Here is a 14609-nt window from a genome sequence, read left to right as displayed (position 1 = left end):
GTCAGTTCCTCCGCATCTCGGGTTCTTTCCAGGTGATGCCGTGCTGTGTGCCGCTGGAGACGTGGGAGCCGTCCACGGCCAGGGTTGCCCCGCAGGGCGGTGGTGTGTGCCCGGCGCCGAGGACCAGCCAGCAGGTGCGGTCACGGGTGAAGGCCGACAGCAGCTCAGCCAGTTCCGGATCGTCGGTGAGCAGGTCCTCGCAGGCGGTCGCGTCCACCACGGCCACGGCAGGGTCGGCCGAGACCGCGCGCAGCAGGGCGAGCCGCCAGAGGTCGGGGCCGGACAGCGGCGGGCCGACGTCTTCGGAGGCGGCGGACACCGTTGCGCGCAGTCGGTCCAGCGCGTCCACCACGCCCGGCAGATCCGGCAGCGCGGATCCCTCGGGGGAGCTGAGGAAGCGGGCAGCCTCCTCCCTGGTGAGTCCGGGATCCGCCGGGGAGACCCGGTGGAGGCGCCGGGCGGTCTCGGAAGCGGCGATCAGGCCGACGTCCACCCCGCCGATTCGCACCTGCCCCGAGGTCGGACGTACGTCTCCCGCCAGGAGGTCGCCCAGTGTCAGGCGGTTGCCGTCGGGAGTGCCGGTGATCACCGTGGTGGTGCCTGCGGGGAGCCGGAACGAGACTCCGGCGAGCACCGTCGTCCGCCCGACGAGCAGCCCGACATCGTCGAACTCGATGTCGCCGTGCTCCGGCCAGCCGTCCTGGGGAGGTTCGGCGTCACCGGCGTCGAGCAGTCTGCCGATCGTGGTCAGCACCCCACGGGACTTCATGACGGTGCTGCTCAGCAGTGCCGCCTCCATGACCGGGCGGAAGGTCAGCACCGCCAGCACGACGAGGGCGACGGCCGTCCCGGGCGACAGATCGTCCGTGGTCGTCAGCACCACGCAGGCCGCGACTGCGGGGCAGAGGGCGATCTCGACGACGCGCCACAGCAGCACCTCCCCCACCGCGGGCGGGAGTGCCGACGGAGCACGGTTCCCCGCCTCGGGTGCGTGCTCCGCTGCGGTGTGCTGTGTGAAGACCCGTCGGAGCCACTCGGCGCTGTCGGTCTCCTCGGCCCGTGTGAGCAGCCGGACCACGCCGAAGGAGGCCGCCAGCATCAGGACCAGGCCGACCGCCAGCCCCGCCGCGAAGCGGATCTCGACGAACGCCGCGATCAGGATCACCGTCAGCGGGGTGGCGACGGCGGCCACCAGCGGGCGCAGGACGTGCGCGGGTAGGCCCATCAGCACGACCACCGCGGTGCCGTCCAGTGAGGCGATCCGGTCGGCGTGGGCCGTGCCGAGGGACCTGGCAGGCAGCACCGACGCCCGCTCCGCGACGGCCCGGTGCAAGGTGGTGACCAGGTCGGCGCCCAGCCGGTTGCCCATCGGTACGCTCCGGTGGTGCAGGACCGCTTGTACGGCGGCGATGGCCACCAGGGTGGCGATCCACCCCCAGGGCACCGGACCGCCACGGGCGAAGACTCCGTCGGTGATGGGCACCACGAGGGCGAAGGCGATGCCCTGGGTGATCGCGCCCAGGACCAGGAACAGCATCAGGGCCACCACCTGCTGCCGGCCGGAGCCGGACAGGGACAGGTAGCGGTTCAGTACGGGTCTCATCGGCTGGGCTCCCCGGATGGTGCGGAGGGCCGGGCAGGGAGCCCGGCGGTCGTCAGGGCGAGATCCCCCGCGGTGGTCCCGGGCGGCCCGGCGGACACGACGACCACGGCCGCCCGCTCGCGCAGGTCCTCCACCGCCGCCCGGAGCACGTCCGGGTCGCCGGGGAAGGCCCGTTCGTCGAGCAGGACGGTGTCGCGGTTCCCGGCGAGCACCCTCGCCAGCGCTATCCGCTGAAGTTCCGGACGCGACAGCGAGACCTCGGCCCCCACGACCGAGGCGTACCCACGGGGGAACGCCGAGATCACGTCGTGGACCCCGGCGATCCTGGCCGCGCGCTCCGCCTCGTCCACGCGGCCGTCCGGGCAGTCGGCGGTGATGTACGCGAGGACCGGTCCGATCACGACTGCGGGTTCCACCCCCACCGCCGCGAACCGCTCGGGGGGCACGGTGGCGGCGATCCGGTCGATCAGCCGGTCCGCGGCTCCGGCTTCGGGTTCGACGACCGTCAGCACCCCCCGGTCGGGCAGCTCCAACGGAGTCTCCTCGTCATCGGGCGCCGCCGGGGCACCGGTGGCGAAGGCGGTCAGCTGCGTCGTCGCCTTCTTGCCTTCGCCGGCTTCCTCCGCCGCGTAGGTGATGGCCAGCAGCGGTGCCGCCAGTCCGGCCCCCACCAGAAGGAACGGGACGAGGTCGGCCGGGGCGAGCCAGCCGGCCCGGACCATGGGCACGCCTCCGACGAGGACGAAGACGAGGACGGTCAGGGGCGAGAAGGCGATCTCGGCGAGTGCCCTTCCGCCCAGCAGGGTGCCGATGCGTGTGATGAAGAAGCCGCTGAACTCGTCGGTGACATCGGCCAGTCGGAGGGCCGATTCCCTTGTCTCGGCAGCTGTGCGGCCCCGCGAGCCGGCACGGTTGATCCTCGCGTCCAGGCCGATCCGCGGCCCCACGACGTTGATGGCGCCGATGCTCGATTCGTAGTCGTCCTTCATCTCGCGGAAGAAGCGGGCGGAGATGATCCCGAAGGTGACGAATCCCAGCAGGATGGGGGTCAGCGTGACCAGCGCCATCCGCCAGTCGACCCAGAACAGGTATCCGATCGACAGCACGGACAGCAGGACTGCCGACAGGAGTTCCGAGCCGGCTCGGCCGACCATCAGCCCGGCCGCGACGAGGTCGCGGCCCAAGGCGGTGCCATGCGCCTGCCAGTCCTTGTGCAGCGGTCCGGCGACGGGGTCCCCGCGCAGCCGGGAGGCAACCCCGGCGCGGTGGAACTCCTGGCTGCGGACGGCCGCCTCCCGGCTCAGTAACCGGCCCACTGTCTGCACGGTGAGCCCGGTCACCGCCGCGCCGGCGGCGGTGACCACCAGCCACAGGAGGCGGCTCTCGGTCGCGTCCCCGGTGAGCAGCGCCCGGCAGACCTCGACGACGGCGATCACCGAGCCGATGGTCGCCATGGCACCCGCCGCCTCCAGCAGGAGTGCCGCGCGGGTGCGCCACACGACGCCGTTCCCGGGTACGGTGACCGCCGCTCTTGGCTCGCTCATCGCTTGGAGACCAGGAAGTCACCGATGACCAGGTGGTCGATGTCGGTACCGAGGAAGCACTCGACCGCGTCCTTCGGCGAGCAGACGATCGGTTCGCCCGCGACGTTGAACGAGGTGTTCACCAGGCAGGGCACTCCCGTACGGGCGGTGAACTCGCGCAGCAGCCCGGCCAGCAGCGGGTTGCTGTCCTCGGTCACCGTCTGGATCCGCGAGGTGGCGTCCACATGCGTGGCTGCCGCGATCCTGTCCTGGAATTCGGGCCGCACCGGGAAGACGAAGGTCATGTAGGGCGAGCGCTCCTTCTTGCCCAGCTCGAACACCCGCGCCGCGTCCTCCTCCAGCACGATCGGGGCGAACGGGCGGAACTCCTCCCGGTGCTTGACCCGGGTGTTGATGATGTCCTTCATGTCCGCGTGGGCGGGGTTGGCCAGGATGCTCCGGTTACCCAGTGCCCGGGGGCCGTACTCGGTGCGGCCCTGGAACCAGGCGATGACGGTCCGGCCCTGCAGCAGCTCGGCGGTCGTCTTCACGATCTCGTCGGTCGGCATCTCCTGCCAGGTGACCGACGATTCGTACCGGTCCAGCGTCGTGCGGATCTCCTCGGTGCCGTAATCCGGACCGAGGTAGGGCGACCCGGCGGGGGCGAGCTTCTCGGATTCGGCCACGGCGGCGTGGGCCGCCGCGCCGATGGAGACACCCGGGTCGCTGGCGCCGAAGCTGACCTCGACCCGCTCGAAGGGCAGGTTCTCGAACAGCTTGGTGTTGTTGACGCAGTTCAGCGCCAGCCCGCCCTCGAAGATCAGGTCGCGGAGGTCGGTGGCGTCGGCGAGCGCGCGGAGTTGGTGCTCGGTCACCACCTCGACCATGTGCTGGGCGGCGCGGGCGACCTTGAAGCGGAAGTCGAAGTCGCCGCGGTTACCGTCGTTGCCGTCGAACATTTCGTCGAACAGACCGTGATAGGCCCTGGGGCCACGCGGATCGTGCGCCAGGACCAGCGAGTACCTGCCTGCCTCCTCGAGGGTGACGATCCGGTCCAGGAACGGGTTCTGCTCCACCGGTGCACCGAAGCCGGCCAGACCCATGACCTTGTACTCGTCGTTGTTGGGGGTGAATCCGAGGTAGCGGGTGACCTCGGCGAACAACTGGGCGATCGAGTTGGCGGAGTCGATGGTGTACTGGTCGAAGACCTCGACCTTCCCTCCACGCACCTGGCCCATGATCGCGCTGTCCTTCTCGGACTGGCCGTCGCTGATGAAGAAGGCAGCGTCCTCGAACCCGGCGAACAACCGGCCGCAGGCCAGATGCGCCCGGTGGTGCGGAACGGTGATCAGCTTCTCGTCCGGCAGGGCGTATCCGGTGCTGCGCGTGAAGTCCTCGATCAGCGCGGTGCGGCTGAACGCTCCGGTGTAGATCTCACCGAAGGAGCCCAGCGTCTGGAACTTGTACTCGGGGGGTATCGGAGCGTTGGCGATGGCCTTGATGGCCGTGTCGGCGAACTCCTCGGAGAAGTTCCAGCCGAAGGCGAAGCGGTCCACGTCCTCGTAGGTGATCCCGGCCTTTTCCAGGCACCAGTTCATGGCGTTGACGGGGAAGGCCGTCGTCTTCTTCTGCCGGTTCATCCGCTCCTCCTCCACGGCGGCCACCAGCTCGCCGTCGATGAACAGGGCGGCAGCCGCGTCGTGGCCGAGGAAGCTGTGCCGGTCGACGCTGTCAGCGGTGTAGCCGTAGTGCTTGCCGAAGAGCTCGGCGATGCGGGAGAAACCGTTGTATCCAAGAATGATCATTACTGTCCTTCACAGGCTGGCGTGCCGGATTGCGGGCGTGGTGCGAACGGAAGGGGTCAGATCCCCTGGTCGGTGAGCCATCGCTCGATGGCCTCGGTCGTCACGTCAATGTTGTCCTCCATGATCGTGAAGTGGTCGCCGGGCGTGGTGGCGAGCGTGTGCCGGAAGGGCCACGACGGCCGCCAGTCGCCCTCGGCGTTGCCGGCGCCGTCGGGTCCTTCGGCCTGGTGGGGAAGGGGGTCGGCCGCGCGCAGGAACAGGGTCGGGCTCTCGACCGGGGCGATCTCGCACTCGGCCATCAGCGTGTGGTAGCGCCCCATGGCTGTCAGCCGCACACCGCTCAACGCATCGGAACCGAGGAGGTGTTCGCGGTCGAACAGGCCGTCCATCATCGCGTTGGTGGTCTTCTCCGAGAAGCGGTCACCCGCCTGGAACGTGTCGATCAGTACGACCCCGGCCGGGGCGAGTCCCACCTGCTCGGCCCGCATCGCCATGGCATGGGCGATGAGTCCGCCCGCCGAGTGGCCGAGGAGGACGAAACGGTCCGTTCCGACGCACGCGCGCAACGCCGCTGTCCGCTGCTCGATGAAGCTCTCGAAGGAGTCGGGCACCAACTGCCCCTCCGTGTAGCCGGGGTTGGTCAGCACGACGACCTCGCGCCCGCTCTGCACCCGTTGCGACAGCTTGGCGTACTGCACCGGCCCGGCGGTGGCGGTGATGGCCGGCAGGCAGACCAGGGTTGCCCGGCTGCCGTCCCCCCGGGCCAACCGGACCGGGGGCTGGACGTGCTCGGCAGCGTTCGCGGTGGTGAACGACGGCCGGATGCGTGCCGCGGCCTGGACGAGGTCCATGCCCACGGATCCCGCCTGGCCCATGGCGTACGACTCCCGGTAGAGCGCCTCGATGCTGTCGAAGGGGGATCTCGGAGCCGTGGGCGCCTGGACGGCCTCCGCGGGTGCGTCCCCGACGAGATCCGCCAGCCGACCCGCGAGCCGGGCCGTTGTCGGATGGTCGAACATCGCCGACGCTCCTAGCTCCACCTTCAGCAGGTCCTCGAGCCGGTCGCGCAGGGTGAGGCCCGCCAGGGAATCGACCCCGAGGTGCAGGAATTCGATGTCCGGGGCGATGTCCCCGGCATCCTCGTGGCTCAGGACGGCGGCGACCTCGGTCCGGATGACGTCTTCGAGCAGCCGGCGGCGTTTGTCCGGGTCGCCGGCCTCCCGCACCCGGGCGAGGACGTCCTCGGCCGGCTCGGCCCTCGGCTGTTCACGCCGGGCGGGCTCCGCTGCCCGTCCGTCATCCGAGGCCTCGGGGGCATCCAGCCAGTAGCGCTTGTGCTGGAAGGCATACGTCGGCAAGTCGACCGCGCGCCCTGGCGAGGGCGCCAGCAGCGTCCAGTCCACTCCCACCCCGCCCGACCAGAGCACCGCGGCCGACCGCACGAGCGACGTTCGCTCGTCCCGGCCGCGCAGCAGCGATCCGACCACGACCACCTCGCGGCCCGCGGCGGCTGCCCTCTCCTCGACGGCGGCCGTGGTCACGGGGTGCGGGCTCACCTCGACGAAGGTGTCCACGCCTTCCTCGAACAGCAGGTCCAACACCCCGGCGAGCGGGGGCGGTCCGTCCGGGCCCGCCGGGTCCGCATCCGACGCGGCGGCCGCGTACACGGGGACGGAACCGTTCCGCGGAGGGGCCGGCGCCCCGACGGGCGACGTCACGAGTGCCGCCCCGTCGGCCAGTGACAAGGCACCGGCCACGCAGGCCGCGGCGGTCTCGCCCTCGGCCAGGCCGACCACGGCGCCGGGGGTCACCCCGACCGAGCGCCACAGCGCGGCCAGCGCGACCATGACGGCCCAGCTCACCGGCCGGGCCGTGCCCGGGTCCTCCAGCGCGGCGGGCCGGTCGCGGAGGACGTCGAGGAGATCCCAGCCGGTGTGCGGAGCAAGTGCTTCCGCGCACTGCGCCAGGGACTCGGCGAAGACCGGGGAGGACTCCAGCAGTCCCGTCGCCATGCCCGCCCACGCCGGCTGCCCGCCCGGGAAGACGAACGCGACCTTCGCACCGGACCGTGCCACCCCGTGCACCACTTCCGTCGTGCCATCGGAATCCGTACCCGAGAGGACGGCGAGCCCTTCGGCGAATCCGGCGCGGTCGGCGGCGAGCACCACCGCCCGGTGGCCGAACACCGTACGGGAACCCGCCAGTGCGCCCGCGACGTCGTTCACCGGCGCCCCTGCTCCCACCGGACCGAGGGTGAACTCCCGCAGTCGCTCCGCCTGGTCGCGCAGGGCTGTGGCGGACTTCGCCGACAGCACCCATGGCCGGGCGCCTCCGGCGATGACCGGCTCCGCTACCGGACCGGCGGGCCGGGTTTCCTCCGGGGCCTGTTCCAGGATGACGTGGGCGTTGGTGCCGCTGATACCGAAGGACGACACGGCCGAGCGGCGAGGCCTGTCCGTCTGCGGCCACGGCAGTGCCTCGGCCGCCAACTCGACGGCGCCCGCCGACCAGTCGACGTGCGGGCTCGGCTCGTCCACGTGCAGCGTGGCGGGCACCGTGCCGTGCCGCATCGCCATGACCATCTTGATGATGCCGGCCACGCCCGCGGCCGCCTGGGTGTGCCCGAGGTTCGACTTGACGGACCCCAGCAGGACCGGCCGGTCGCGGGGGCGGTCCTGCCCATAGGTCGCGATCAGGGCCTGGGCCTCGATCGGATCGCCCAACGTCGTGCCGGTGCCGTGTGCCTCCACCACGTCCACGTCGGACGGAGCCAGTCCGGCGCTGGCCAGCGCCTGCCGGATGACCCGTTGCTGGGAGGGGCCGTTCGGCGCGGTCATCCCGTTGGACGCACCGTCCTGGTTGACCGCCGAACCCCGCACCACGGCCAGGACGCGGTGACCGTTGCGGCGTGCGTCGGACAGCCGCTCCACCAGGAGCACACCGACGCCCTCGCTCCAGGCCGTGCCGTCCGCCGAGCCGGCGAACGCCTTGCACCGGCCGTCGGCCGCCAGTCCGCGCTGCATGGTGAACTCGGTGAACGCCGCGGGGGTCGAGACGACGGCGACTCCTCCCGCGAGCGCCAGGTCGCAGGATCCGCGCTGCAGCGCCGACACGGCCATGTCCAGCGCCACCAGCGACGAGGAGCACGCCGTGTCGACGGTCACCGCCGGCCCTTCGAAGCCGAACGTGTAGGCCACCCGGCCCGATGCCACGCTGCCCGCGTTCCCGTTGCTCAGATATCCCGCGACCTCGTCGGGGACCGACTGCAGCCGGGCGACGTAGTCGTGGTGCATCAGCCCCGAGAAGACACCTGTCCTGCTGCCCCGCAGGCTCGTCGTCTCGAGGCCGGCCCGCTCCAGCACCTCCCAGGAGAGCTCCAGCAGCAGCCGGTGCTGCGGGTCCATCGCCAGTGCCTCACGGGGCCCCACACCGAAGAAGCCCGCGTCGAAGTCGGCCGCACCGTAGAGGAAGCCGCTCTCCCGCACATAGGTCGTGCCCGGGGTCGTGCCGTCGGCGTCGTAGAGGGCCTCCAGGTCCCAGCCGCGGTCGGTGGGAAATCCGGCGATGCCCTCACGGTTGTCGACCACCAGGTCCCACAGGTCCTCAGGGGACCCCACGTCGCCGGGATACCGACAGCTCATACCGATGATCGCGATCGGCTCGTCGGCCGTCACGGCCGGCCGCTCCGCCCGCTCACCCGTCTCCTCCCGGCCGACCAGGACCGAGCCGAGGAACTCGGCCAGTGCCTCGGGGCTGGGGTAGTCGAAGACGAGGGTCGTGGGCAGCCGGACACCGGTGATCGCCGCCAGTTGGTTGCGCAGTTCCACGGCTGTCAGGGAGTCGAAGCCGAGCGTGGCGAAGGACTGCTCGGGCCCGATGCCGGCAGCAGTGGCGTGGCCCAGCACCGCGGCTACGTGTTCGCGCACCAACTCGACCAGTGTGTGTGAGCGTTCGGCGGCCGTCAGCCCTGTCAGCCGGTCGTGCCAGCCCTGCTCGGCCGGCGTACCGGAGCCGGCGGACGCCTTGCGCCGGGGAGCGGTGACCAGCCCGCGCAGCAGGGGCGGCGGGTCGTTCCGGCCCCGCAGGTCGAGGCGTACCGGGAGGACGACCGGTTCGGACAACCGGGTCGCGGCGTCGAACAACGCCAGCCCCTCCTCCTCCGAGAACGCCCGCAGACCGCTGCGGGTGATCCGGCCGAGGTCGGTGTCGCTCAGGGTGCCGGTCATCGCGCTGCGTTCGGCCCAGAGTCCCCAGGCCAGCGAGTGGGCGGGCAGGCCCTCGGCGTGACGGTGCCGGGCCAGTGCGTCGAGGAAGCTGTTGGCGGCGGCGTAGTTGGCCTGCCCCGGGGAGCCGAAGATCCCGGCGGCGGAGGAGAACAACACGAACAGGTCGAGGTCCATGTCCCGGGTCAGTTCGTGAAGGTGCCACGCGGCGGCGGCCTTCGGCCGGAAGACAGTCGCCACACGCTCCGGCGTCTGCGCCGTGATCACCCCGTCGTCCAGGACCCCGGCCGCGTGCACCACGCCACGAAGCCCCGGGATCCCCGCCAGCAGTTCCGCGACCGCGTCCCTGTCGCCGACGTCGCAGGCCGCCAGCCGCACCGTGGCACCGAGTTCCCGCAGCCGCTCGGCCTGCTCGGCGGCGTCGGGGGCGTCGGGGCCACGACGGCCGGCCAGCACCAGGTCTCTGACTCCGTGCGCGGTGACCAGGTGCCGGGCGACGGCGGCGCCCATGACGCCGGTGCCTCCGGTGACGAGCACCGTGCCGTTGCCCGGCCGGGGAGCGGGCGCATCCCCGGCGGGTACGGCGCCACGGACCAGCCGGGGTACGAACACCGTGCCGCCGCGGACCGCGATCTCCGCCTCCCCCGCCTCGATCGCCGCTCGCAGCGGGGCCACCGGCACCTCGTCGGTATCGGTGTCGAGCAGCACGAACCGGTCCGGGTGCTCCGAGCACGCGGAGCGCACCAGTCCGTGCACCGACGCCTGCGCCGGGTCGATGCCGTCACCGGCGGTCACCCGGGTCCCGCCCCGGGTCGTCACGACCAGCCGCGCACCCGCGAGACCGTCGTGCGTCAGCCACTCCCGTACGCGTTCCAGCACGGTGGTCACCGCTGCCAGGGCCTGGTCCGGCACGTGTCCGCCGGAGCCGGACCGGCTCGCGCCGTCCAGCAGCACGAGATCCGGCTCCTCGGCCGCGAGGCCGGCGGCGCTCACGCCGTCGGCCCAGGGCAGCGGTGGCTTCCCGCCGGGCGTGGCTGCCTGCTCCCACCGCTCCCACCGCGGGATGAACAGTGACTCCGCCACCACCGGCCGCGCGGCCCCGACCCGGGTCGTCGACGCCGGGCGCAGCACCAGTTCGTCGATCCCCATGACGGGGGCACCGGACTCGTCGGCGGCCCGGACGCGGACCGCCGCCGTGCCGGCGGCCGACAGCCAGACCCTGACCGACCTCGCACCGCTCGCCCACAGCCGTACTCCGGACCACGTGAACGGCAGTCGCGCCGCGTCGCCCGCTTCGTCGGGCAGCACGCCGAGCCCGACCGTGTGCAGCGCCGCGTCCAGCAGGGCCGGGTGGATACCGAATGCGTCGGCCGTCGCGCCGTCGGGCAGGGCCACCTCGGCGAAGACGTCGTCACCGCGCCGCCAGACAGCACGCAGCCCCTGGAACGTCGGGCCGTAGGCGTAGGACTGACGGGCAAGCGCCGGGTAGAAGTCCTCGATGTCGATGCCGGTGGCACCGCGCGGCGGCCAGACCGTCCCGGTCACCGCACCGAAGTCGGTGACGTTCGGTCCGTTGGGCAGTGCCTCGATCACCGCGCGTGCGTGGCGGGTCCACTCCACCGATCCGGGCCCTGTGGCGTCGGCGGCGGGTTCGGGGCGCGAGTGGATGGTCAACGATCGGCAACCGGTGGAGTCTGCCTGCTCGACGATCACCTGGATCTGGGTGGCGCCCGATGCCTCGAGTACCAGCGGGGTCTCCAGCGTCAGGTCGGCCAACTGCCCGAGTCCCACGTCCTGTCCGGCGCGCAGGGCCAGCTCCACGAAGGCGGTACCCGGTAACAGCACCGCGCCCAGCACGGCGTGGTCGGCCAGCCAGGGGTGCGTCGCGAGGGAGAGCCGCCCGGTGAGGACGACGGTGTCGCCCTGCGCCACGCTGACCGCCGCGCCCAGCAGTGGGTGTTCGATGCCGGTGAGGCCGGCCGCCGAAGCGTCACCGGCGAGGCCGCGCGGCGACATCCGGGGCCAGAAGCGCTGCCGTTCGAAGGCGTAGGTGGGCAGGTCGGGCCGGCCTGCCGGGGCGGGCAGCGCAGAGGCCCAGTCCACGTCGATCCCCCGGGTCCACAGTGTCCCCACGGCGCGCAGCAGACTCGCGACCTGGGGCCGTTCCCGGTGGGCGACCGAGGCCACGACCGGCTCCCCCTCGCGCAGACTGTCCTCGATCTGCCTGGTCAGCACCGTGTGCGGACCGAGTTCGAGGAAGGCGTCGACGCGCCCCTCCAGGCAACGGACGGCGTCCTGGAACCGGACCGCCTCGCGCGCGTGGCGTACCCAGTACCGCGGGGAGGTCAGCTCCTCGGTGGACACCGCGGCGCCGGTGACCGTGGACACCATGGGGATCGTCGGCGGCGCCCAGGCCAGCCCCTCGAGGACGGTGTGGAACTCGGCGAGCATCGGCTCCATGAGCGGTGAGTGGAACGCGTGGCTGACCCGTAGTTCGCGGGTACGGCGCCCGGCCCGTTCGGCGGCCTCGGCGATGCTCCCCACGGCATCGGCCGCACCCGAGACGACGACGGCCGTCGGCCCGTTCACCGCCGCGATCGACACCTGGCGCCCGGGGGTGCTCCGCAGCCACTCCTCGACCTCGGTCTCCCCGGCTTCGACCGCCAGCATGGTTCCGCCGTCGGGGAGTTGCTGCATGAGCCTGCCGCGGGCGACCGTCAGCGTCACGGCGTCGGCCAGCGACAGCACCCCGGCCACGTGGGCCGCGGCGATCTCTCCGATCGAGTGGCCCATCACGACGTCCGGGCGCACCCCCCAGGCTTCCAGCGTGCGGAACAGCGCGACCTCGATCGCGAACATGGCGACCTGGGTGTACTCGGTCCGGTCGATCAGGTTCGCGTGGGCGGAGTGCTCCGGGGCGAGGACGACCTCCGCCAGCGGGACCTCGAGCCCGCTGTCGGCCTCCGCGCACACCGCGTCGAACGCCGCTGCGAAGACCGGGAGTTCGTCGTGCCACTGTCGGCCCATGCCCGCCCACTGGGCTCCCTGCCCGGCGAACACGAAGGCCACCTTGGCTCCGGGGCGCACCGCGGCCGACACCATGTGCCGCCCGGTGGCTGCCCGGTCCTGGCCGGCCAGGGTGCCCAGCAGCTGCTCGAACCCGGCGAAGTCCTCGCCGAGGACCACCGCGCGGTGGTCGAACGCCGCCCGGGAGGCCAGTTCCACGGCGACCGCGCCGGCGTCCTGGGCCGTGGCAGCGTTCTCGCCGGCCGCACCCGCGTAGTCGCGCAGCCGTGCTGCCTGGCCGCGCAGCGCGTCGGCCGTCTTGGCGGAGAGCACCCAGGGAAGGACACCGCCGGTCACCGCCTCTTCGGCGGGTGCCGCTTCCTCCGGGGCCTGTTCCAGGATGACGTGGGCGTTGGTGCCGCTGATCCCGAAGGACGAAACCGCCGCGCGGCGCGGCCTGTCCGTCTCCGGCCAGGGCAGCGCCTCGGTCGCCAGCTCGACGGCGCCCGACGACCAGTCGATGTGCGGACTGGGCTCGTCCACGTGCAGCGTCGGCGGCACCACCTGATGCCGAAGCGCCAGGACCATCTTGATGATCCCTGCGACGCCCGCCGCCGCCTGGGTGTGCCCGATGTTGGACTTCACCGACCCCAGCAGCACCGGACGCCCTGCCGGCCGCCCTTGCCCGTACGTCGCGAGAAGCGCCTGCGCCTCGATCGGATCGCCCAGCGACGTCCCCGTACCGTGCGCCTCCACCACGTCCACGTCACTCGACGCGACCCCCGCGTTGGCCAGCGCGTCCCTGATCACGCGTTGCTGGGAGGGGCCGTTCGGCGCGGTGAGCCCGTTGGACGCTCCGTCCTGGTTCACGGCGGAGCCCCTCACCACGGCGAGGACGCGGTGACCGTTGCGGCGCGCGTCCGACAGCCGCTCCACCAGCAGCACACCGACGCCCTCGCCCCAGGCCGTGCCGTCGGCAGAGGCGGCGAACGCCTTGCACCGGCCGTCGGCCGCCAGCCCGCGCTGTTTGCCGAACTCCGCGAACACGCCTGGGGTCGACATCACGGTCACCCCGCTCACCACCGCGAGCGGGCAGTCACCGGCCCTCAGCGCCTGAGCGGCGAGGTGCAGCGCGACCAGAGACGACGAGCACGCGGTGTCGACCGTGACCGCGGGCCCTTCGAAGCCGTAGGTGAAGGCGACACGGCCCGAGACCACGCTCGACGCGGTGCCGGTCAGCACGTATCCGTGCGACTCGTGCCGGGAGTGGTTGAGCAGGGCCCCGTAGTCGGCCCCGTTCACACCGACGAACACACCGGTGCGGCTGCCCTGAAGGGTCGTCGGGTCGATACCGGCGCGTTCGAACGCCTCCCAGGAGGCTTCCAGCAGCACGCGTTGCTGCGGGTCCATCTCCATGGCCTCGCGGGGCGAGATACCGAAGAAGCCCGCGTCGAAATCGGCGGCCGAGTCGATGAAACCGCCCTGCCTGCGGGGCTCCGTCCCGTCCGGATCCGGCTCGGTGTCCAGCAGCCATCCGCGGTCGTCCGGATACCGGCCCATGGCATCACCACCGTCCCGCACGAAGTCCCAGAACGCTTCGGGGGTGCCCGCATGGCCGGGGAACCGGCAGCTCATCCCCACGATGGCCATCGGCTCGCGATGTGCGTCCTCCAGGTCCCGGACACGCTGCCTGGTCCGTTTCAGGTCTGCCGTCACCCGCTTCAGGTATTCGACGACCTGCACCTTGTCAGCCATGCTCAGAACCTTTCTTGGAGTGGCACACGCGTGGTCGCGGCGGCCATCAGCTGAGCCCGAGTTCGTCGTCGATGTAGCGAAGGACTTCGTCGTCCGTCGCCGAGTCGAGGTCGTCGTCACCGTCGGACCCACTGCCGACGACCGCCTTCGACCGGTCCCGCCAGCGCACCAGCAGGGTCTCCAGCCGGGCCGTGACCCTGCTGGCCTCGGCGCCGTCCCACTCCTCGGCGAGCATCGCCTCGAGCCGGTCGAGCGTCTCCGTGCTCCGCTCGGCCGGGTCCGTCGCCGGCAGGAGCAGTCCGAGGAGGTGTCCGCTCAGCAGGACGGGGGTGGGGTAGTCGAAGACGAGCGAGGTGGGCAGCCTGCTGCCGACGACGGCGGCGAGCCGGTTGCGCAGTTCGACGGCTGTGAGTGAGTCGAATCCGAGCGTGGCGAAGGACTGTGTCGGGGCGATCCCCGCCGGCGTGGCGTACCGCAGGACGGCAGCGACGTTTTCGCGGACCACGTCGAGCAGGACGTCCGCACGCTCGGCCCCGGGAAGCGCCAGCAGCCTGTCGCGCAGGGATCCCGCGTCGACCGTGGCTGTTCGGCGTGGGGGATTGCGTACCAGCCCCCGCAACAACGCGGGCACAGCCCCACCCTCCCGCAGACTCACGAGATCCAACCCCACAGGAACACTATGAGCCTCACCGGA

At 71.9% G+C, this 14609-nt stretch carries 5 protein-coding genes; all 5 read right to left on the bottom strand.

Annotation, left to right across the window (positions count from 1 at the left end; all coding sequences use genetic code 11):
- Position 1: 1 nt before the first annotated feature.
- From ABZ441_RS09085 to ABZ441_RS09065, 5 genes are read right to left on the bottom strand one after another with little or no spacing between them, the layout of a single operon-like run.
- Positions 2-1603, bottom strand: a complete 1602-nt coding sequence (locus tag ABZ441_RS09085) for a hypothetical protein (RefSeq protein ID WP_358969982.1) — start codon at positions 1601-1603, stop codon at positions 2-4.
- Positions 1600-3147, bottom strand: a complete 1548-nt coding sequence (locus tag ABZ441_RS09080; RefSeq protein ID WP_358969980.1) for a hypothetical protein — start codon at positions 3145-3147, stop codon at positions 1600-1602. Before ABZ441_RS09080 ends, ABZ441_RS09085 begins: the two co-directional genes overlap by 4 nt.
- Positions 3144-4931: a carbamoyltransferase C-terminal domain-containing protein gene (locus ABZ441_RS09075; RefSeq protein WP_358969979.1), complete on the bottom strand. Its 1788-nt coding sequence runs from the start codon at positions 4929-4931 to the stop codon at positions 3144-3146. The genes ABZ441_RS09080 and ABZ441_RS09075 overlap by 4 nt, the downstream gene beginning before the upstream one ends.
- 56 nt (positions 4932-4987) lie before the next feature.
- A complete protein-coding gene (locus ABZ441_RS09070) occupies positions 4988-13915 on the bottom strand; it encodes an SDR family NAD(P)-dependent oxidoreductase (RefSeq protein ID WP_358969977.1) in 8928 nt (2975 codons plus the stop codon).
- Between the two features lie 46 nt (positions 13916-13961).
- Positions 13962-14546, bottom strand: a complete 585-nt coding sequence (locus ABZ441_RS09065; RefSeq protein ID WP_358969975.1) for an acyl carrier protein — start codon at positions 14544-14546, stop codon at positions 13962-13964.
- Between the last annotated feature and the right edge of the window lie 63 nt (positions 14547-14609).

Origin of the sequence: Streptomyces sp. NPDC005752 (genome assembly GCF_040630715.1) — a bacterium.
Lineage (GTDB): Bacteria > Actinomycetota > Actinomycetes > Streptomycetales > Streptomycetaceae > Streptomyces.
Note: the sequence above shows the minus strand (reverse complement) of the source record. Positions and strands in the feature narration are given on the sequence as shown.

Bases quoted from the DNA above. Each gene is read 5' to 3' on its own strand.
- ABZ441_RS09075 (WP_358969979.1), bottom strand. From the start codon at position 4,931: ATGATCATTCTTGGATACAACGGTTTCTCCCGCATCGCCGAGCTCTTC.
- ABZ441_RS09070 (WP_358969977.1), bottom strand. From the start codon at position 13,915: ATGGCTGACAAGGTGCAGGTCGTCGAATACCTGAAGCGGGTGACGGCA.
- ABZ441_RS09085 (WP_358969982.1), bottom strand. From the start codon at position 1,603: ATGAGACCCGTACTGAACCGCTACCTGTCCCTGTCCGGCTCCGGCCGG.
- ABZ441_RS09080 (WP_358969980.1), bottom strand. From the start codon at position 3,147: ATGAGCGAGCCAAGAGCGGCGGTCACCGTACCCGGGAACGGCGTCGTG.